At 65.6% G+C, this 19,541-nt stretch carries 20 protein-coding genes; 11 read left to right on the forward strand and 9 right to left on the reverse strand.

Annotation, left to right across the window (positions count from 1 at the left end; translation table 11 throughout):
• The first annotated feature begins 94 nt into the window (after positions 1-94).
• The 9 genes from sigJ (at position 95) to pnuC (ending at position 9,431) form a co-directional block, all read left to right on the forward strand.
• Positions 95-1,042 carry an RNA polymerase sigma factor SigJ gene (sigJ, locus tag MRBLWO12_RS14965; RefSeq protein WP_363556834.1) on the forward strand — a complete coding sequence of 316 codons (948 nt, stop codon included), beginning with the start codon at positions 95-97 and terminating at the stop codon, positions 1,040-1,042.
• Positions 1,043-1,242: 200 nt separating this feature from the next.
• Positions 1,243-2,514 (forward strand): SidA/IucD/PvdA family monooxygenase, encoded by a 1,272-nt coding sequence (locus MRBLWO12_RS14970; RefSeq protein WP_363556836.1) that lies wholly within the window; start codon positions 1,243-1,245, stop codon positions 2,512-2,514.
• A gap of 152 nt (positions 2,515-2,666) precedes the next feature.
• On the forward strand, positions 2,667-3,875 hold the full coding sequence (locus MRBLWO12_RS14975; protein WP_363556838.1) for a phosphotransferase: 1,209 nt from the start codon (positions 2,667-2,669) through the stop codon (positions 3,873-3,875).
• A complete protein-coding gene (locus MRBLWO12_RS14980; protein WP_363556840.1) occupies positions 3,859-5,148 on the forward strand; it encodes an ATP-grasp domain-containing protein in 1,290 nt (429 codons plus the stop codon). Before MRBLWO12_RS14975 ends, MRBLWO12_RS14980 begins: the two co-directional genes overlap by 17 nt.
• On the forward strand, positions 5,145-5,672 hold the full coding sequence (locus MRBLWO12_RS14985) for a peroxiredoxin (protein WP_363556842.1): 528 nt from the start codon (positions 5,145-5,147) through the stop codon (positions 5,670-5,672). The genes MRBLWO12_RS14980 and MRBLWO12_RS14985 overlap by 4 nt, the downstream gene beginning before the upstream one ends.
• Positions 5,673-5,770: 98 nt before the next feature.
• Positions 5,771-6,808, forward strand: a complete 1,038-nt coding sequence (locus MRBLWO12_RS14990; protein WP_363556844.1) for an ATP-grasp domain-containing protein — start codon at positions 5,771-5,773, stop codon at positions 6,806-6,808.
• Complete coding sequence (locus tag MRBLWO12_RS14995; protein WP_363556846.1) at positions 6,805-8,049, forward strand: MFS transporter; 1,245 nt, start codon at positions 6,805-6,807, stop codon at positions 8,047-8,049. Before MRBLWO12_RS14990 ends, MRBLWO12_RS14995 begins: the two co-directional genes overlap by 4 nt.
• A gap of 138 nt (positions 8,050-8,187) precedes the next feature.
• Positions 8,188-8,706, forward strand: coding sequence for a GNAT family N-acetyltransferase (locus MRBLWO12_RS15000; protein ID WP_363556848.1), 519 nt, complete (start codon positions 8,188-8,190; stop codon positions 8,704-8,706).
• A gap of 11 nt (positions 8,707-8,717) precedes the next feature.
• Entirely contained in the window at positions 8,718-9,431 is a 714-nt protein-coding gene (pnuC, locus tag MRBLWO12_RS15005) for a nicotinamide riboside transporter PnuC (protein ID WP_363556850.1), read from the forward strand.
• 3 nt (positions 9,432-9,434) lie between these two features.
• Here pnuC and MRBLWO12_RS15010 read toward each other — a convergent pair whose 3' ends face one another.
• Positions 9,435-9,848 (reverse strand): hypothetical protein, encoded by a 414-nt coding sequence (locus MRBLWO12_RS15010; RefSeq protein WP_363556852.1) that lies wholly within the window; start codon positions 9,846-9,848, stop codon positions 9,435-9,437.
• Between the two features lie 68 nt (positions 9,849-9,916).
• Positions 9,917-10,762 (reverse strand): helix-turn-helix transcriptional regulator, encoded by an 846-nt coding sequence (locus tag MRBLWO12_RS15015; RefSeq protein WP_363556854.1) that lies wholly within the window; start codon positions 10,760-10,762, stop codon positions 9,917-9,919.
• Between the two features lie 124 nt (positions 10,763-10,886).
• Between MRBLWO12_RS15015 and MRBLWO12_RS15020 the strand changes: the two genes are divergently transcribed.
• Positions 10,887-11,828 (forward strand): SDR family oxidoreductase, encoded by a 942-nt coding sequence (locus tag MRBLWO12_RS15020; RefSeq protein ID WP_363556856.1) that lies wholly within the window; start codon positions 10,887-10,889, stop codon positions 11,826-11,828.
• A gap of 9 nt (positions 11,829-11,837) precedes the next feature.
• Here MRBLWO12_RS15020 and MRBLWO12_RS15025 read toward each other — a convergent pair whose 3' ends face one another.
• Genes MRBLWO12_RS15025 through MRBLWO12_RS15055 form a run of 7 tightly spaced genes read right to left on the reverse strand, consistent with a single transcriptional unit; the run spans position 11,838 to position 17,704 of the window.
• Positions 11,838-12,017, reverse strand: a complete 180-nt coding sequence (locus tag MRBLWO12_RS15025) for a hypothetical protein (RefSeq protein ID WP_363556858.1) — start codon at positions 12,015-12,017, stop codon at positions 11,838-11,840.
• 26 nt (positions 12,018-12,043) lie between these two features.
• Positions 12,044-12,781, reverse strand: coding sequence for an amino acid ABC transporter ATP-binding protein (locus MRBLWO12_RS15030; RefSeq protein ID WP_363556860.1), 738 nt, complete (start codon positions 12,779-12,781; stop codon positions 12,044-12,046).
• The gene (locus MRBLWO12_RS15035; protein ID WP_363556862.1) at positions 12,778-13,644 is read right to left on the reverse strand and encodes an amino acid ABC transporter permease; all 867 of its coding nucleotides are present in this window, start codon (positions 13,642-13,644) and stop codon (positions 12,778-12,780) included. The genes MRBLWO12_RS15030 and MRBLWO12_RS15035 overlap by 4 nt, the downstream gene beginning before the upstream one ends.
• Entirely contained in the window at positions 13,641-14,495 is an 855-nt protein-coding gene (locus MRBLWO12_RS15040) for an ABC transporter substrate-binding protein (protein WP_363556864.1), read from the reverse strand. The genes MRBLWO12_RS15035 and MRBLWO12_RS15040 overlap by 4 nt, the downstream gene beginning before the upstream one ends.
• A 31-nt stretch (positions 14,496-14,526) precedes the next feature.
• Positions 14,527-14,955, reverse strand: a complete 429-nt coding sequence (locus MRBLWO12_RS15045) for a cupin domain-containing protein (RefSeq protein WP_363556866.1) — start codon at positions 14,953-14,955, stop codon at positions 14,527-14,529.
• On the reverse strand, positions 14,952-16,265 hold the full coding sequence (locus MRBLWO12_RS15050; protein WP_363556868.1) for an amidohydrolase family protein: 1,314 nt from the start codon (positions 16,263-16,265) through the stop codon (positions 14,952-14,954). Before MRBLWO12_RS15050 ends, MRBLWO12_RS15045 begins: the two co-directional genes overlap by 4 nt.
• Entirely contained in the window at positions 16,262-17,704 is a 1,443-nt protein-coding gene (locus MRBLWO12_RS15055; RefSeq protein WP_363556870.1) for an adenosylhomocysteinase, read from the reverse strand. Before MRBLWO12_RS15055 ends, MRBLWO12_RS15050 begins: the two co-directional genes overlap by 4 nt.
• Positions 17,705-17,964: 260 nt before the next feature.
• Between MRBLWO12_RS15055 and MRBLWO12_RS15060 the strand changes: the two genes are divergently transcribed.
• The gene (locus MRBLWO12_RS15060; RefSeq protein ID WP_363556872.1) at positions 17,965-19,539 is read left to right on the forward strand and encodes an ABC transporter substrate-binding protein; all 1,575 of its coding nucleotides are present in this window, start codon (positions 17,965-17,967) and stop codon (positions 19,537-19,539) included.
• Positions 19,540-19,541 lie beyond the last annotated feature (2 nt).

Genomic DNA, 19,541 nt, shown 5'->3' on the forward strand with positions numbered 1-19,541 from the left:
TGCTCTGCGCGTCACCCTGTCACATCTCCGACGATGGAACGCGGGCAGGTGTGAGGTCGGTAGTCTTCGAGTGCATCCGCTGCGAGGAGAGAACGTGCACGACGACCTGGATGAGGTGTTCCGCGAACGCCGTCGGCTGCTGGCCGTCGCCTACCGCATGACGGGAACCCTCGCCGATGCGGAGGACGTCGTGCAGGAGACGTTCGTGCGCTGGTACCGGCAGACGGATGCCGAACGCGACGCCATCCTGAACCTCGGCGCCTGGCTGACGACCGTCGCCAGCCGGATCTCGCTCGATCTGCTGACCTCGGCCCGGCGACGCCGTGAGCAGTACGTGGGTCAGTGGCTGCCTGAGCCGGTGCCCTCCGACGCGTTCGCGGACAGCGGCCGGGTGTCCGCGTCATCGCGCGAGATCACCGACCCCTTGGAGCGCGTGTCGTTCGACGATTCGGTGTCGACGGCTCTGCTGGTCGTGCTGGAGTCGATGACCCCGTCGGAGCGCGTGGCCTTCGTACTGCACGACATCTTCGACGTACCGTTCCCCGAGATCGCCGACATCCTCGGGCGCTCCCCTGCCGCCGTACGCCAACTGGCGACCTCGGCGCGACGCCACGTACGCGAGAACCGCGCGACGGCAGTACCTCGGGCGGAGCATGACCGGGTGGTGCGTGCGTTCCGCGCCGCGACGCTCACAGGAGGTGTCGACGAGTTGATCCGGGTGCTCGCACCGGATGTCGAGCTGCGCAGCGACGGCGGCGGAGTCGTGCGCGCCGCACTCAACATCGTCAGCGGCGCCGATCGGGTCGCCCGTTTCCTGCTCGGGATCGCTCAGAAGAACCCTCAGCTCGAGGCCGCCGAGCTGGAGACCGGAGACGGCCTCGCCTTCGTGTTCCGCGCGGCGGGCGAAGTCGCATCCGTCATGAACTTCGCAGTCGAGAACCGCCGCATCAGCCGGGTGTGGATCATGATGAATCCGGCGAAGCTGACCTCGTGGCGTGGCGGTTCGGGCGCGGACGGGATTTCATCGTCGCTGCGACCATGAGATCGACCGCAGCGAGCACCTGTTGCCTGCAGGTGACAGGCGATCAACAACTAGCCCATCGGCCACCCATACGTTGGCTTCGCATCACTCCCCAGTTATAGGTGTTCTACCGGAGTTCGCCTTCTGCGCGCCAGAAATTGACTTACGCTCCTTGTGATCGCGCCCAGACTGGCGAGATCCAGTGGGATATTGGGGGAAGAATGGATCGCTTCGACGTTGCCGGAATCGGCTTCGGTCCGTCAAACATCTCGGTCGCCGTGGCTCTTGCCGAATTGCATCCGGAATTGTCGTGCCGCTTCATCGACAGGAAGCTTGATTTCTCGTGGCATGAGGACTTGATGTTCCCTGAGGCCGAGATGCAAGTGCCTTTTCTGAAGGACATTGTGTCGCTGAGGAACCCTCAAAGCGAGTTCTCATTTCTTGCATACCTAAAAGACCGGGGCAGATTGCATGAGTTCATCAACCTTCGCACATTCTATCCATCCAGAAGAGAGTTCGATGACTACTACAGATGGGTCGCTGGACGGTTTGACGCAAGCACGCAGTGGGGCCGAAACGTCACGAGCGTTGAAGCTGATGGCGAGTATCTCGTTGTTTCTTCGGTAGATGTGTCAGGGAACGATCTTCAACGTATCCAAACAAGGGCCCTGGTCATCGCAAACGGTGGGACTCCAAAGATTCCCGCGGACACTGTAGTTGGATCGCGCCTTTTCCATGCCTCTGAATCGCTGGGTCGACTGCGAGCAGGATACCCGGATCGGACCGCGCCCTACCGCTTCAACATTGTCGGCTCTGGTCAGACAACTGCAGATCTGTTCACCTACCTCCGCGTTGAGTATCCCAACGCGAGCATCACCATCACCTCTCGATCCTTCGCGATGCGACCTGAGGACGACACCCACTTTGTCAACGAACTCTTCTTCCCGGAAACGACTGACTGGTTCTACGGCGCCAATTCGTCTGTACGCGAGCGCGTTCTGCGCGAACACTCGTCGGCCGCCCATTCCGGCGCGAGCTATGACCTGATCCCGCGAATCTACCGCGCTCGGTACGAAGCACGAGTGGCTGGCTCGAACAACTACCAGTTCGAGCGTCTCGTCGAATTCATCGGCGGGTCCTCTTCCGGGAATGTTGCCCGAGGACGCTACCGATCTCTCGAAGATGGCACAGAGCGCGAAGAATCCTACGACGCCATCATCCTCGGCACTGGATACACCTACCCAATGCCCTTGCCTCTCCTTGAAGGCGTCTCCGGAATGTTCGATCTTGGTCCGAACGGTTGCTATCAAATCGATCGTGACTACAGTATCCGCACGCAGAAGATTTCGGCTCCTCAGATCTACCTTCAAGGCTATGCGGAGGCGACCCACGGATTCAGCGAGGTTCTGCTCTCGTTGATGCCTATTCGGGCTGCAGAGATTGCCGAGAATGCGGCGCGCGCTTCGATCGAACCTGCGTGCACGCAGATATGACCACTTCAGGCATGACGCCCGCTTGCGTGACTGAGGCGACGACGCCATCTCCGACGGAGGCCATCTTGCGGGATGCAACGCAGCGCGCGGATGAACTTGGCTCTAGCGTCATCTTTCGACTGCTTCCTCCCCCGAACTCTGACCGCACCGAGGTGACCGTCACAACCGGTGCACGGACTTCACGACTTACGGTCGCCAACGACGCAGCGAGCATCACCGGCGCTGTTGAGCAACTCTGTGTCGATGCATGGCTCGATATGGCATCCATAGAGCCTGGCGTGATCGTGAGTCGATACCCGCGGGGCGCCGATTCGCTCATGATCGTGAGAGTTGACGGGTCGGCGGAAGCCCGAGTTGTCAAGGTGGGGCCCGTCGAAATCGTGCGGGCCGAGGTCGACTTAGTTCGGGCGGTCAATGACCATCACTGCGCTGAGAGGATCGTCTTCCCTCGCGTTCTCGCCTTTGTTGAGCATGCGGGGATCGGAGTCAACGTGATGGAAGCAGCGCGCGCCGAGCCCCTCGATGAAGATCTGTTCTGCGACGGGGACCGAACTACTCCGGTTCACAATGCCATTTCCCGACTCGAACCGTTCTTGGAGCTCCTCGGGAATCTCCATCGGAGGACGGTGGCGCCCGGGGTCCCCGAGGTGGCCGCCTATCTGTACAGGGGCAGATTCTCCGCTGTACCACACGAGCCCGGTTTCATTCAGGCAGCAGAGCGTGTGCTTGGAGACAGGAACGGCGAGGCACTGGGGCTTCTTCCGTGGATTAGCGCTGAGTATGCCGTCGAAGGGCTCGCGTCTCTCCGTACACGCCTTGCTCGACATATCCCGGAGCTGTTGCCGGAATCAAGTTCCGTGGTGCACGGAGACCCCCACCTGCGCAACATGCTGAGGCGGGTAGACGGCACTCCCTGCTTCATCGACCCGCGGACGGTCTGGGACGGTCGACGGCGAAGAGATGAAGGCCGCGGAGATCCGACCTACGACTTCGCTACCTTGCTCCACAGCATTTGGCCAATGAGCTCAGTACTGCACTCAGTGGAGAGCGGACGACGCGGACCGGTTTGGGATGTGACTGCAAATGCGGACGCCGTCCACTTCTCCAGTCTCCTGCCACAGACTGCCCTGATCAACGCGATCGAGGCGTGCTTCGTCGACCAGCTTGATTGGTTTGACGATGCATCACGGAGCGTAAGAGTGGCGCGATTGCGGATCGGGGCGGCAGCCGCGCTTGCGGGCTGGTTGAAGTACCCCGCGGCACTGCCGACTGTCGAATCATGGTCGGCGACCTATTTCGCGATGTTGTGGTACCTCCAGCGTGGGATCGAGGAGATGGAGCAGCATGACGAAGAGGAATGACATTCCGCAGGGAATCGAAGCGATGCATCAGGATCGCGCTGGCGTCGTGGTTCTGGTCAACACGGGAAAGTCAGAGGCGCTGGAACGCTTGCAGCGAGTCGCCGCGAACGCAACCGTGCATGTCGTCACTGAGGCAGCGTACGTGTCGAAATATCCCAGAGGAACACCGATGACCATAGTGAAGGACGTCGGGCGCGTAAGCGACGTGCTTGATGCAGTGGCTGCTGTGCATCGCGGTAGCACTGTTACACACGTCGTTTCCCCGTCAGAGCGCAGTATGCCTGCCGGCGGGTACGTACGAGACGTGTTCGCGCTCGGCGGCATCGGTTCCACCACTGCAAACCTCTTGACCAACAAGTTCGCGATGAAGCAGCGCCTCGTCGAGCATGGTCTTCCCGTCGCCGAGCACCGGGTGACTGTGGGGCGCGAGCAATTGTCGGCCGCCGCGCGAATGATCGGCTTCCCCGTGATCATCAAGCCTGCGTTCGGAACGGGCTCAATGGACACTCATGTCCTCGCCGACGAAGACACACTCGCGCGACTACTGGCGTCCGAGTCGGGCGACCGGATCTCCGACTCAACCCGGCTGATGATCGTCGAGCGATACATGACCGTCGGCGATGAGTTGACCTGCGATGGGATCGTGGTGCGTGGGAAGGTCGAATTTGCTCTTGCGTCGCTCTACAACACTCCTCTCCTCGGCGGGATCGGCCAGATGCTCGGCGCCTCCACTCTCCGCGGCGCCGATGCGCTCGCGCAAGAAGTTCGTGAGCTCCATGCTCGCACCGTCTCTGCGCTCGGCATCGAGGAAGGTGTGACCCACATGGAAATGCTACGTACCTCCGACGGATTGCTTGTTGGTGAGATCGCGTGTCGACCAGGCGGCGCTGGCGTCGTCGATAGCGCTCGTCTGTCGACCGGCGTCGACCTCTGGGATGCATTCATGTCGTTGTCGCTCGGGCATGCCCCGGAGATCGCGAACGACGGGTCGGATCCCGCACCGTTGATGTGGACTACTCTGCCCACCTGGCCCGGCAGGGTAGTTTCGCTCGCAGACGAGAATGCCTTTCGCTCGGTCGACGGGATGCAATTCGTTGACATGCACATAAGGGTGGGCGATGAAATCAGCTCACGAATGCACAGCTCGACGACAACAGGAATCGTCTACTGCAGACTTGACGCGCCCGACCGAAGACAGGTCGCGGATCGTCTCCGCCAGATCGAGAACGCCTATTTCCTCGATACGCGCCCACCCGCAGAGGAGCAACGATGACGCAGGACAGTTCGGGCCGGCTGATAGGTCGGCGAATGCCGACGACGGCGCTGACAACCACCGACGGAGATCGGGTGGACCTATCAGATCCGGCGCTCGGTGCGTTCGCGCTGTTCATCTATCCACGCACCGGAGACCCCAACAAGCCTGATGACGCCTCGTGGGCTGCTATCCCCGGGGCAAAGGGGTGCACCGTTGAAGCCTGCGCTATCCGTGATCTCTACAGCGCATTTCGCGAACTCGGGCTCGGCGTCTACGGTCTCTCAACCCAAAGCACCGAGTATCAGTCTGAGGCGGTCGAACGGCTCCATCTCCCGTACCCGATACTGTCGGACCCGAGCTTGGCACTTCGACGGCTCGGCCTCGACACGTTTCGATTCGATGGTGAGGAGCTGTATACGCGGGTCACTCTGTTAGTCGCAGGTGGATCTGTCGTAGATGTCGTGTGGCCGACCAGCAACACCATCGCGCACGTATCGGACGTTCTTGCCTCTGCCCGTTCGGCCTACGGAAGTGCAGGTTGAGTCGAGTTCTTGTCATCGAGGGAACACCTGCGCTTGTGCTCGCAGCACGTCGCGCTGGGCACGATGTCGTTGTGATCGGGAGTGGCACCGGTCACGACGTGGATGTCCCTGACCGGCGACTGATCGTTCAGACCGCAATCGGCTTGCACGAGCGATTGCCGTTCGACGCCGCAATCAGCCTCACAGAGCAGGGACTGCTTCCTGCCGCGGAGGTGGCCGAGTCCCTCGGGTTGTGGGGCGCTGGCCTAAAAACCGCGCAGCTGCTGATGGACAAGGTGCTCATGCGAAGACACCTCGCCCGCTTCTCCGGCATGGAGGTGCGCTTCTGGGAAGCGCGCTGCCAGGCTGACGTTGCTACCGCTCTGGCGGAGAACGGCGCACCGGTCGTTGTCAAGCCTTCGCAAGGCACTGCAAGCACCGGGGTCTCGGTCGTCCGGGAATCGAGTGAGGCGGAGCGAGCCTGGCGCAGGGCGGCTGGGGCGGCAACCGGCAGCGTACTCATCGAGGAGTTCCTCGATGGACCTGAGTTCAGTGTTGAGGCATTCTCGGTGTCCGGCGAACATCGGATTGTTGCGCTCACGGAGAAGACCGTCGACCCCGCAAGCTCGGTTGAAATGGGGCATACCATTCCCGCCCGCGTCTCGCCTGCCGACTCAGCCGCGCTCGCTGAGCATGCCCGTGGAGTTCTGGACGCCCTCGGCCTGAGGGATGGACCATCACACACTGAATTGCGCCTCACGAGCAGGGGGCCCAGGCTGATCGAATCGCACAATCGGGTAGGCGGTGACAAGATCCGCGAGCTAGTACATCACGCGACCGGAGTCGACTACCTCGACCTCATCATTCGCGCCGCAACGGGTGCCCCCGTCCTGCCAACCGAGCTCATCTATCGCGGCGGCGCGGCGATTCGGTTCCTTGTCGCACCACCCGGCGCCGTGCTCCACGTGTCTGTCCCGAATTGGATCGAACCCGAGACTCAGGTGCACATCGGCGTGCAGTCAGGGAATGTCGTAGGCGCGCTCAGATCCTCGCACGACAGAGTTGGACATGTCATAAGCAGCGGCAGAGACGCGAGCAGTGCAAGTAGCCGCGCAGAGAAGGTGGTTGCTGCAGTCTTGATCAGGACACAAGCGTGAATCCAGACGGACGCAGAGCGTGGTCGCCCGTATTTCAGCGCTTTGCATGGAGCCAGGCTTCCTCCCAGTTCGCGGCGCAGACTGCATCTGCAGCGATCCCACTCCTTGCCTTGACAACCTTGCACGTCCAGGACACTCAGGTCGGCCTGATCTCGTTCGCGCAGTTCTTGCCGGTGATCCTCCTGACGCTACTCCTTGGTGCCATCATCGACTCGACATCGAAGGTCACCCCGATGCTCATCGGGCACGCTGGGCGCGCCCTCGTGTTCGCGCTGCTTGCGGTTCTCGCTTCGACCGGCAGGTTGCAACTGTCCACCCTACTTGTCGCCGTGTTTCTTGCCGGAGCACTAACCGCAGCATTCGATGTCGCCGTCCAAGGAGTCGTTCCCTATCTCGCGCCCTCGGCGAAGTTGGTGGAGGCTAATCGGCGCATCCAACTGACTTACTCGCTGGCGCAGGTGCTCGGACCGACAGCTGCCGGCGCCTTGGTCGGCCTGGGGTATCCGGCGCTTGCGTTTGCTGCGATCAGCATCGTGTATGCGGGCGCGTTCTTCCTCCTCCTACCCGTGCGAGCAACGCCCACGAAGCCGGAATCGCCCCTCAACGCCTCCGTGTTTCGGCGACTCAATGCTGGGCTGCGATTCAGTTTCTCCGATCGGGTACTCAGACGTCTTCTGATCGCGGGGAGCATCTTCAACCTGACCGAACAGGCACTCATCACAACATTTCTGGTTCGGGCAAGTCGCGATCTTGGGATCTCTGCCGGGCTACTCGGCGTGATCCTCTCGGCTGGAGGGCTCGGAGCAGTCGCCGCCGCGGCAGCGATGCGTCACGCGAAACCCCGATCTCCGGCTGTTCTGATGGTCGTCGCAATGAGCGGGGCCACTCTGTCGCCTATTCTGCTACTTTTCGTCAGCGACGCCGGCGTGTTCGATCAGGTACTGGCAATCATGGTGTTCTTCCTCTATGGGTCGGGACTTGTGATCTACAACGTGCTGGCGGTCACCCTGCGGCAGCAGAGAGCTCCTCTGGTGATGAGAAGCCGAATAGGTGCGGTCTATCGCTTCTTCGCGTACGGTTCTCTGGGGTTCGGAGGGCTGGTCTCCTCAGCGCTCATCGCAGTCGCAGGTGCCGCGTTAGCGTTGGTGTTGATTGTCGCAGGCATGGCCGTTGCTACGGTCGTGTATGCCAGCTCGTTGTTGCGGGTCCGACACGAGATCGACGATGGGCTCGTGGCGTAGTTGAAGTGTCCAGTACGCGGGCGTGCGAATCACTTAAGGCATCCTGATCTCCTGACCTCCTGTCCCCGTGATCCGTCACCCTTCGCATCCTGCTAACGTCAGCGTTGCGCGCCCGAAGCGCAGACGCAGGAGACCCCAGTGCAGATCAGGGATGCGGTCGTCGCCGACCTCGAGAAGATCACCGAGATTCACAACCACGCCGTGGTGCACACCACCGCGATCTGGAACGACGATGCCGTCGGCATAGCCGATCGTGCGGCCTGGCTCGCGGATCGCACTGCGCACGGCTTCCCTGTGATCGTCGCCGCGGATGACTCCGGCGTGATCGGCTATGCCTCCTTCGGCGGCTTCCGCCCGCACACCGGATTCCGGCGCACCGTCGAGCACTCGGTGTACGTGCGGGGCGACCAGCAGGGACGCGGCGTCGGCAAGACGCTCATGCAGGAGCTCATCGCGAGGGCGCGCGCGCAGGGTGTGCACGTCATGGTCGCTGCGGTCGAGAGCGGCAACGTCGGATCGATCCGCCTGCACGAGAAGCTCGGCTTCCGCGAGGTGGGGCGCATGCCGCAGGTCGGCGCGAAGTTCGGTCGCTGGCTCGACCTGAGCCTGCTGCAGCTGATCCTCGACGAGCGCACCGCTCCCGACGCCGCGTCCTGAACGGAGACACGATGGATGCGCTGCAGTGGCTCGTCGATGCGTTCAACTCGCAATGGATGCTGCCCGGCGGGCAGACCCTGTTGGTGCGCGAAGTCGTCGGCAACGTCTTCGGACTCGCGAGCGCGATCGGCGGCATGCGCCGCAAGATCTGGGCATGGCCGGTGGGCATCGTCGGCAACCTGCTGCTGCTGACCGTGTTCCTCGGTTCGATCCTCAGCCCCGATCAGTCGCTGCCGCATCTGCTCGGGCAGGCGGGCCGCCAGGTCATGTTCATCGCCGTCGCGATCTACGGCTGGATCCGCTGGCGCAACGCCTCCGGTGGCCGCGTGACCCCGCGCTGGGCCCCCACCGGCGCCCGCATCGGCATGGTGCTCGTCATGATCGTCGGCACGGTCGCACTGACGCCGCTGTTCCGCGCGCTCGGCTCCTGGGAGCCGGTGTGGGCGGACGCCTGGACCTTCGTCGGCTCACTGCTCGCGACCTACGGCATGGCGCGGGGGTGGACCGAGTTCTGGCTCGTCTGGATCGCCGTCGATGTGGTGGGCGTGCCGCTCCTGTTCAGCTCGGGCTACTACGCCACCGGGTTGATGTACGTCTTCTACGGCCTCTTCACCGCGACCGGGTTCGTGATCTGGTGGCGCGCACAGGTGAAGGCCTCCGCGACGCCGGTCGAGATCCTGCCCCCGGACCCGAGTCCGCGGCGCGCGGAAGGTGACGACGGCTGACGTTCAGGCGCGTCGTGACGGCATCCGTTCGGGGAGCAGCAGCACGGCACCCAGCAGCAGGCTGACCCCCAGGGCGACCATCACGCCGATCACGGATGCCGGTGACATGTGCTCGAGGTGCAGCGCGTGGTACGCGAAGTGCAACAGCCCGAACACGGTCCAGGCGATGCCGAGGATGCGGAAGACGACCTCGTTCCGCCAGATCAGTCCGCCGATGCTGGCCGCGGCGAGCGCCAGGTACATGGCACCGACATCGCGGATCAGGTGCTCGTTGTAGGGCCCGTCGACCGAGACCCACGAGCCGAGCACACCGGGGAACGAGTCGTAGAAGCCGGCGGAGGCGAAGTACGCCCATCCGCCGACGAAGAGTCCGAGCGCGGCCGAAGCGGAGAGGGCGAGGATGTGGAGTCGTCTCATACCCGGATGACGATGCAGCGGCCGGCATCGTGAGGCGGCGGCATCCGGTTCGGGAGGGCGCACTCCCGTCAGGACGAGAGCGTTCGCGGGCTGAGCGCCGAGAGCAGCCGCAGCTTCTCCTGACTCTCCGAACCTGGCACTGCGGTGTAGACGAGCAGTGCGTGGGACTGCTCCGGATCGAGCAGGCTCTGGCAGGTGAGTTCGAGCGGCCCGAGCTCGGCGTGCACGAAGTGCTTCGTCGCGCGGGGCCGCAGACCCACCTCGTGCCGATCCCAGAGCTCCCGGAACTCGGCGCTGCGCGGGAGCAGCGCCTCGACGAACTCCGCGGCGCGCGACCCGCTCCCCCTCCGCGCACTGACCTCTCGCAGACCCGAGACCCACAGCCGGGAGAGGAAGTCGTGCTCTTCCTCGGCATACAGCGCCCGCGTGCGTGGATCACTGAACCAGCGATATCCGAGGCTCCGTTCCGGTCCACGGATGCCGGCGGTGTCGCCCGTGAGCGCGACTCCCAGAGGTGTCTGGCGCAGGGTCTCCCCGAGCTCGGTCACGATCTCCGCCGGAGTGTCCTGCAGACGGTCGAGGATCCGCAGCATGCCGGGGCTGACGTGCTCGCTCGCCCCTCCGCGCGCCGGCGGCTGATGTCCGGCCAGGCGGAACAGGTGGTCGCGCTCGTCGACCGTGAGGTGCAGGCCCTGGGCGATGGAGGCGAGCATCTGCGCCGAAGGCAGTGGCCCGTCGCCGCGCTCCAGGCGGGCGTAGTAGTCCGCCGACATGTGGCTGAGAGCGGCGACCTCCTCGCGCCGCAGACCCTCGGTGCGCCGCCGCTGACCACGGCCCAGCCCCACGTCCTCGGGCTGAAGGCTGTCGCGGCGCAGACGCAGGAAACCCGCCAGGGCCGCTCTGTCGATCGCCATCTCATCTCCTCGCTGTGCCGATCACGATCCTCGCACCGTCGCGGTGCGCGCATCCACTGCATGAGGAGTCCTGGATGCGGTCGCGGCAGGCACACATGCTGGAGGCGACCCTCGAAGGAGCATCATGACGCGCAGCATCATCGACATCGACATCCCGTCCCTCACCGGAAAGACGGCCGTGGTCACCGGCGGCAGCGACGGGATCGGGCTGCGCATCGCGACGCGGCTCGCCCAGGCCGGAGCGGAGATCGTGCTCCCCGTGCGCAACGCCCAGAAGGGCGCGGCGGCGGCGGCCGGCATCCGCGAAGCCGTCCCGCATGCCCGAGTCCGCACCGCCCCGCTCGACCTCTCGTCACTGGAGTCCATCGCCGCCTTCGGCGAAACCATGAACGCCGATGCGCAGCCGGTGCATCTGTTGATCAACAATGCGGGCGTGATGACGCCGCCCTCCCGGCAGACGACCACCGATGGGTTCGAACTGCAGTTCGGCACGAACCACCTCGGTCACGTCGCGCTCGTCGCGCACCTGCTTCCCGTGCTTCGGGCTGGTCGCGCACGGGTGACGTCGCAGGTGAGCGTCGCGGCGAGCAGCGGACGCATCAACTGGTCCGACCTGCAGTGGGAGCGGTCATACGACGGCATGCGCGCCTACCGTCAGTCGAAGATCGCCTTCGGGCTGTTCGGCCTCGAACTCGACCGTCAGAGCGAAGTGCACGGCTGGGGCATCACGAGCAACCTGTCGCACCCGGGTGTCGCTCCGACGAGCCTGCTGGCGGCGCGGCCGGAACTCGGGCGTGCCACCGACACCCTCGAGGTGCGGGTGATCCGGTGGGCTTCCGCGCGCGGACTGATCGTCGGCACTCCCGAGAGCGCGGCACTCCCTGCCCTCATGAGTGCCACCGCGCCGGAATCACGCGGCGGGCGACTGTACGGGCCCCGCGGCGCCGGCCACGTGGGCGGGGCGCCCGCGGAACAGCGGCTCTACGCACCACTCACGAACGGAGAGGATGCGTCGCGGATCTGGCAGATCTCGGAGGAACTGGTCGGCGTGACGTTCCCGCGATGAGCGGCTCGCTCAGTCGTCGCTGCGGCTGAACACCGAACGCAGGAAGAAGAACACGCCGGCGGCGACCACCAGCACGATGGCCAGCTTCGCGATGAACCACAGCACCGAGAAGAGCGCACTGACCAGCCACCACGCGATCACCACGGCGAGGACGACACCGACGACGGTCCAGAGCGAGTTCTTGGTCATGACTCCAGCCTAGGCAGGTCCGAGCCTCAGTGCCGCACGCGGGAGAGGAACTCGGCGGTCGCGGCCTGCTGCGGGGCATCGAACACCTGCGATGGGGGCCCCTGCTCGACGATGACGCCGTGCTCGAGGAACACGATGCGGTCGCCGACCTCACGCGCGAACGACATCTCGTGCGTGGCCATGACGATCGTCGAACCGCGCTCCTTCAGCGTGCGGACGAGGTCGAGCACCTCACCCACCAGCTGCGGGTCGAGTGCGCTCGTGATCTCATCGAGCAGCAGCACCTCGGGCTCGGTGAGAATTGCGCGCACGATCGCCACGCGCTGCTGCTGGCCGCCGGAGAGCCGATCGGGGTACTCGTCGGCCTTGGCGCCCAGCCCGAGGGTCTCGAGCAGCTCGCGTCCGCGCGCGCGGGCATCCGCCTTCGACATGCCGTGCACGCGTCGAGCCGCAAGGGTGACGTTGTCGAGCACGGTGAGATGCGGGAACAGGTTGAAGTGCTGGAACACCACGCCGATGCGGGCGCGCACACCGTCGGCATCCACGCGTGGGTCGGTGATGTCTTCACCCGACAGGAAGATCTGCCCGTCGTCGACGCGCTCGATCAGGTTCATGGTCTTGAGCAGCGTGGACTTGCCCGACCCGGATGCTCCGATCAGCACGACGACCTCATGCGCGTCGACCGAGAGATCGACGCCACGCAGCACGTCGTGGTCGCCGAAGCGCTTGCGCACTCCCCTGGCTTCGATCACAGGAACGGTCATACGACTCCTCCGGCCTGCTCGCGCTTGTTGAGGCGTGCCGTGACGACATCGGTCAGTCGGATCATCGGCCAGCTCAGGATGATGAACATCAGCCCGGCGACGACGTAGGGCGTGAAGTTGTAGCTCTCCGCGACCTGCAGCTGCGCGGCGCGCACGGCATCGACGGCGCCCAGCACCGAGATCAGGCCGACATCCTTCTGCATCGACACGAAGTCGTTCATGAGTGCGGGAACGACCTTGCGCACGCCCTGCGGGATCACGACGATCCGCAGGGTCTGACCGTGCGAGAGACCGAGCGAGCGGGCGGCGACACGCTGCGACGGGTGCACCGCCTCCATCCCGGCGCGCAGCACCTCGGCGACGTACGCGGAGTAGGTGATCACCAGCGCGATGGTTCCCCAGAACACGGCGGGCATGCGGGGGAAGATCATCAGCGCGGGGATGCCGAAACCGACGAGGTACAGCACGATCAGCAGCGGCACCCCGCGGAAGAAGTCGGTGTAGGCCGCGGCGAGCGCACGGAGCGGGAAGAAGACCGGTCCACGCAGCGAGCGCATCGTGGCGAGGAGCGTGCCGAGGATCGCGACGCACACCGCCGCGATCACGAGCACCAGGAGGTTGAGGAGCAGACCCTGGAAGATCGGGCCGATGCTCTTGATCGCGACCTGCGGATCGAAGAACGTCTCGCGGACGATCGCCCATCCCGGGGTGTTGACGACGACCGCGATCAGCACTCCGGCGAGCAGCACGCTGCTGCCCAATGCGATCAGGACCGACTTCTTCGTCGCCCGGCGCCGCAGAGCGCGGCGTGACAGCTCGAGCTGGCTCGGCTGCCACTCCGCCTCGACGGTTTGCGAGGTCACTTCAGGACGGGCACGTCGACGGCGTCGCTGAGCCACTTCTGCTGCAGCTCGTCGAGAGTGCCGTCTTCGCGCAGCGCATCGACGGCCGCGGTGACCGCGGTCGTGAGCGCCGAGCCCTTGGGCAGTACGATGCCGAACTCGTCGCCGCCGTCGCTCTCGGCGAACTGGCCGGTGACCACGCCATCGTCGAGCTGGGCGCCCACCACGTAGAACGCGCCGGGCAGGTCGGTGATCATGGCGTCGATCTGGCCACCCTTGAGGGCGAGCACCACGTCGTCGACCGAGTTGAAGACGCTGAGGTTGCCTTCGCCGAGCTGCGCCTTGGCGACCGTGTAGCTGGTGGTACCGCTGGCGACGCCGACTGTGACCTTCTTGAGCTCATCGATCGTGGTCGCCGACGCGGCGGGAGAGTCGCCCTCAGCCACGACCGCCTGAGTGGTCGTGTAGTACGGCGAGGAGAAATCCACGGCCTTCTTGCGGTCGTCGGTGATCGAGAACTGCTGGAGGTTGATGTCCCAGTCCTTCGGTCCCGGCGCGATCGCGCCGTCGAACGTGGTGCGTACCCACACGATGTCGTCAGCCGAGAAGCCGAGCTGCTCGGCGACGGCGTTCGCGACCGCACCTTCGAAGCCCTCGCCGTTGGAGGGGTCGTCGTCGACGAACCACGGCTCGTAGTTGGGTTCGCCGGTCGCGATGGTGAGCTTGCCCTCGGTCACCGTCTGCAAGGTCCCATCCGACGATTCGGTGCCGGCATCAGTCGAGGTGGACGGGCTGCACGCGGCGAGCGAGGCGACGACAGCGATGGCCGCGACCGCGGTGGCGGCACGACGAAGCGAGGGGGCGAAGGGCACGGCGACTCCTGTGCGAAGAAGGACGGGTTGGTTACAGAGTAGGTGATGCGGCGAGTCGCCAATCAGCGAAGTCGAAACCTGGGGAAACGACGCACGAGACGAGTACTTCCGCATCATCGAGCGGGCGGGCCGCCTGCCAGACCCCGGCGGGCACGAGCACCTGGGCGGCGTGCTTCGGACCGAGAATGACCGTGGACGCGGAGCCCGGTTCGGCACCGTCCCCGCCGAGGCTGAGTTCGAGGCTGCCCGGCCCGTGCCACAACCACATCTCGTCGCTCATGACCACATGCCACTCGCTCCGCTCAGAAGGCAGCAAGAGGTAGTGGATGCAGGTGGCGGCGGGGCGCACGCCGTTCGACGTCTCGACGGGGTGCGGGCTCGTCCACGTGCGGCGGAACCAGCCGCCCTCCGGGTGGGCGGCGAGGTCGAGGCGTTCGGCGGTGGCGGGGCGCTGGGTCATCGGACTCCTCGGGATTCGGTGGTGAGGGCGGAGGTGTCGAACGAGGCGGCGGCGTAGCGGATCTCGCCTGCGACGACCGTCGCCGCGGCACGACCGGCGCCGTGCTCGACGAGGTCAGCCACGGCATCCTCCCCTGCCGGCACGTCGAAGAACGTCAGGTCGGCCAGGGCCCCGACGGCGAGGTATCCGGTGCGGTCGGGGCCGACATCGATGCCCATCGCGTGCGCACCGCCGAGGGTGGCTGCGCCGAGCAGCCGGGCGTGCAGGTCGCGGTCGGTGTATCCCTGCGAGCGTGCGATGCGAGCGAGCGCGGCGACATCGGCCAGCACGTCGAGCGACGGACTCGACGACAGGGAGTCCGTTCCGACGGCGATGGGACTTCCCTCGCGCAGATAGGCGGCGATCGGGGGCTCTTCGAGTCCGATCACGGCGTTCGACCGCGGGCACAGGGCCACGGTCGTGCGGCGCTCCCGCAGCACAGCGCGGTCGCGAGCGCTCATGTACACACCGTGGGCGATGTGGCAGTCGGGCCCGAGCACCCCGAGCTGATCGACGAACTCGGTGGCGCTGGTGCCGAATCCGGCGTCGCGCAGTGCCTGGAAGCTGGCGAGCCCGGCGGTGTGCCACGCCTGCGGATGCTCGTGGGCGAACTCGCTCTCGAACGCAGCCTCGCCGAGGTGGATATGGATGCGGCCGCCCCGCTCGCGCACGATGTCGGGGATCTCGAGCAGCGGCTCGATGTCGAGCGAGTACGGGGCATGCGGCGAGAGCCCGGTACCCGGTGGAGTCGGGAGTGCGTCCAACGCCTGCTCGACCTGCGCGCGTCCGGTGCGGGCCCAGTCGGCGTTGGTCCAGCTCATCACCTCCCAGTAGGTGATGCCGTGCAGCCGTGCATCGTGCAGCGCAGTCGCGGCGGAACGGTCGGTGACGACGTCCGCCACGGCGGTCGTGCCGAAGCGCAGCGCCTGCTGGGCGCCGGCCGCGGCATCCGCCGCCCAATCACGGCCGGCCTCGTAGACCGGATCGAACGCCCGCACCCAGTCGTCGAAGCCGTCGTACTGACCTCGACCCACCTCTGCCATGCCGGTGTACTGCAAATGGGTGTGCGCGTTCACCAGCCCAGGAGTGAGAACACCCGGCCAGTGGATCTCGATCGCCGCGATGCCGCGCTCGGACAGTGAACGGAGCACCCACGCGCGCTCACCGACGTGCATGATGCGCCCATCGCGCACCGCGACCGCGCCATCGGGGATCGCCGGCGCGGTGATCGGCACGACGAGCCCGGCCGAGAAGACGGTGACGGCACTCATGCCTTCGCTCCGACGAATCGCGGCGAACGCCACTCCCGTTGCGCCTGGACCTGCGCGCGACCGAGCTCGTCGATGCACTCGCCCCGCGCGAGGAGCGCAGCCTCGGCGATCTCCCGATCGGCGGCGGCCGGGAAGGCATGCACGCCCGGAGGAAGCGTCGACGTGAGCAGGTGTTCGACGGCGCGCAACTGCACGGCGAACGACAGGTCCATGATCTCGATCGGGTTGCCCTCCCCCGCAGCGAGGTTCACGCAGCCGCCCCGCGCGATCAGCAGAGCACCGTCGCCCGCACGCTCCACGAAGGGAGAGGTCGCGCCCCCGACTCCGACGTAGGGTCGCAGGCTCTCGAGGTCGACGTCGACCTCGTGCGGCACCCCACCCGCGACCGCGACGATCGCCGCTGTGGCGACGATGCCGGCGTCGATCGTGTGCGGAGCGCCGGTCGCCGAGATCACGAGCGCGCCGGGCGCCGACTCGCGCAGCGGTGCGACGGCGTATCCGTCATGCGCCGCGCGCAGAGCCCGTACCGGATCAGCCTCGGCCACAGCGACCCGCACACCGAGCGCAGCGAGGTGCGCGGCGACGCCTTCGCCGACGGGACCGTAGCCGACCACGACAGCCGGCTGATCGCGCAGACCGATGCCGACCGAGTCGAGAGCATCGGCGATCGCGAAAACACACGACTGGCCGGTGCCGTAACGGTTGTCGAAGGAGGTCTTGGTCGGCGCATCGTTCACCGCGATGACCGGGATCTCGAGCACGCCTTCGCTCTGCATCAGTCGCAGCGGAGTGAGTCCGCTCGTGGTCTCCTCTGCCGCCCCCCGCAGACCCGTGGCGAGTCCTTCCTCATGCGCGAGTCGGATCAGGTGCGAACCGTCGTCGAGCAGCAGATCGAAGCCGCTGCGCAGGAAGGCGACGGCAGCCGCGCGTTCTGCGGCACCGGAGAGGTCGGGATCGCCATCCACCGCGATCCCACGCGCCCGGAGGACCGCGGCGACCTCGACGTCGATCTCGTCCGGGTGGGCGTACACGACGACCTCGGCACCGGCGTCACGCAGCAACAGGGCGAGCTGAGCGGTCTTCGGTTCGAGCACCATGGCGATACCGATCCGCACGCCGCGCACCGTGCCTCTCTCGCGCAGTCCGCCGGCCCACTCGGTGGAGACCCGCATGTGATGACCGGCCAGGTCCACGCGCTTCTCCGCGCTGTCGCGCACCGGCAGCGGGTGCCCGTCGAGCAGGATGTCGACCGTGCCCCCAGGGACGAAGACCACGCCGCCGTCACCCAGATGGGCTCCGAGAGAGGTGAGCATCAGGCGCAGCGCCTCGGCGACGGCATCCGTCCCGGCCACGGAGAAACTCCGGCCGGAGACGAGCAGATTGGTCTCGCGGGCGAAACGGCGTACGAGCCGCTCCGCGGTCGTGGTCGCGTCGTTCACTCGTTCAGCGTAGACGCCCGCGGACATCGCGCGTTCCCTTCATAAGAACCCCAGGTCAGAAGGGGTGGTTAAGCATTCTGTTATCTCACGCTGAGAAATCGAACTAGCTGCTTATGCACCCCGACGAGATAATCAATCACGAAAGGTCTTGTCCCACTCAGACCTTCACACCCGACGAGCAACGGAGCCGTCGATGATGACGTTCCGTGCTTCGTGACATTCGAGCGATGGTGCGCCCTGCACCATGGAAGGACTCTGTCATGCCCATTTCACAGCACCTCCGCCGGCCCGAGAGCCGCACGGCCCACCGCTGGATCGGTGCCGTCGCTTTCGGCGCCGCATCCATCCTCGTCCTCGCCGGCTGTGGCGGATCGGGCGGATCGGGCGACTCCGGATCCGCATCGCAGACGCTGACCTTCGGCCTGTCCGCCGAACCAGCCACCCCGATCACCGGCATGCAGCAGGGTGGTGCGGTGAACCAGCTGCTCACCATGGTGCACCGCGGCCTGATGACCTACGACGAGAGCGGGGCCGTCACTCCGGGCCTCGCCGAATCCGTCGATACCACCGACCCCACGAGCTACGTGTTCACCCTGCGCCCCGACCTCACCTTCCACGACGACACGCCCCTCACCGCCGAGAACGTCAAGAACTCGCTGGACTACTACCGCGACCCCGCGAACGGCTCCCAACTCGCCGCCGGGCTCAAGGACATCACCGACATCGCCACCGACGGCGACACGGTCACGATCACCCTCGCGCAGCCGAACACCGCGTTCCTGCAGTACCTCGCGCTCCCGTTCGCCGCGATCGTGCCCGACGCGTCGCTCAACGCCGACACTCCGAACTGGGTCGGCGCCGGTCCGTTCGAGATGACGGATCTCGAGCAGGGCATCGGGCTCACCGTCGAGAAGAGCGACAACTACTACGATGCGGATGACGTGGCGCTCGACAGCATCGAGGTGAAGTTCTACCCCGACGGGGAAGCACGCACCAACGCACTGCTCAGCGGCGACGTCGACATGATCGAGTACGTGCCGTGGGAGAACTTCCAGCGCGTGTCGGATGCCGGTCTCACGGTCGACGCCCAGCAGGGTCCTTTCCAGTACGTGCAGTTCAACGTCACCGACGGCCCGTTCGCCGAGCCGAAGGTACGCCAGGCCGTCGCCTACGCCCTCAACCGTGAGAACGCGGTGCTCGCGGCCTTCCAGAGCAACGGCGCCCCACTGAACGGCATCGTCATCCCCGAAGATGACCCCGCCTATGACCCCGCCGCGGCCGACCTGTGGAGCTACGACCCCGAGAAGGCGAAGGAGCTCCTCGCGGAGGCCGGCTACCCCGACGGCTTCTCCGCGACGCTGCTGTCGACCTCGCAGTACACCTTCCTGCAGGACAACGCCCTCTCGGTGCAGGAGGATCTGCGCGCGATCGGCATCGACGTCACGCTCGACGCCCCCGACTGGTCGACGCGCGTCAGCAAGGGCAACGCGGGCGAGTACGACATCGCGGTCTCCGGTGATGCCGGTGTCGTCACCGACCCGTCGTACCTGTTGAACTGGGTCGTCGACAGCCGCAACTTCAACGTCGGCTGGGGCTACTCCAACGACACCCTGCGCGGACTCATCGAAGAGGGGCTCCGGTCCAGCGACGACGACGCCAAGCGCGACATCTACGCGCAGGTCGCCGAGCTCTGGGCCGAGGAGGTGCCGTTCGCCTCGATCAACACCCGGGAGCAGGCGTACGCGTACAACGACAAGGTGAGCGGGTTCGAGACCCTGCCAGGGTTCCTCGTCTTCTACAGCTCGCTCAACCTCGCGCACGCCTCGGTGGAGTAAGT

It is taken from the genome of Microbacterium sp. LWO12-1.2 (assembly GCF_040675875.1).
GTDB lineage: Bacteria > Actinomycetota > Actinomycetes > Actinomycetales > Microbacteriaceae > Microbacterium.

Coding starts and splice junctions, on each gene's coding strand:
- MRBLWO12_RS14970 (WP_363556836.1), top strand. CDS start 1,243: ATGGATCGCTTCGACGTTGCCGGAATCGGCTTCGGTCCGTCAAACATC.
- MRBLWO12_RS14980 (WP_363556840.1), top strand. CDS start 3,859: ATGACGAAGAGGAATGACATTCCGCAGGGAATCGAAGCGATGCATCAG.
- MRBLWO12_RS14985 (WP_363556842.1), top strand. CDS start 5,145: ATGACGCAGGACAGTTCGGGCCGGCTGATAGGTCGGCGAATGCCGACG.
- pnuC (WP_363556850.1), top strand. CDS start 8,718: ATGGATGCGCTGCAGTGGCTCGTCGATGCGTTCAACTCGCAATGGATG.
- MRBLWO12_RS15010 (WP_363556852.1), bottom strand. CDS start 9,848: ATGAGACGACTCCACATCCTCGCCCTCTCCGCTTCGGCCGCGCTCGGA.
- MRBLWO12_RS15015 (WP_363556854.1), bottom strand. CDS start 10,762: ATGGCGATCGACAGAGCGGCCCTGGCGGGTTTCCTGCGTCTGCGCCGC.
- MRBLWO12_RS15020 (WP_363556856.1), top strand. CDS start 10,887: ATGACGCGCAGCATCATCGACATCGACATCCCGTCCCTCACCGGAAAG.
- MRBLWO12_RS15025 (WP_363556858.1), bottom strand. CDS start 12,017: ATGACCAAGAACTCGCTCTGGACCGTCGTCGGTGTCGTCCTCGCCGTG.
- MRBLWO12_RS15030 (WP_363556860.1), bottom strand. CDS start 12,781: ATGACCGTTCCTGTGATCGAAGCCAGGGGAGTGCGCAAGCGCTTCGGC.
- MRBLWO12_RS15045 (WP_363556866.1), bottom strand. CDS start 14,955: ATGACCCAGCGCCCCGCCACCGCCGAACGCCTCGACCTCGCCGCCCAC.
- MRBLWO12_RS15050 (WP_363556868.1), bottom strand. CDS start 16,265: ATGAGTGCCGTCACCGTCTTCTCGGCCGGGCTCGTCGTGCCGATCACC.
- MRBLWO12_RS15060 (WP_363556872.1), top strand. CDS start 17,965: ATGCCCATTTCACAGCACCTCCGCCGGCCCGAGAGCCGCACGGCCCAC.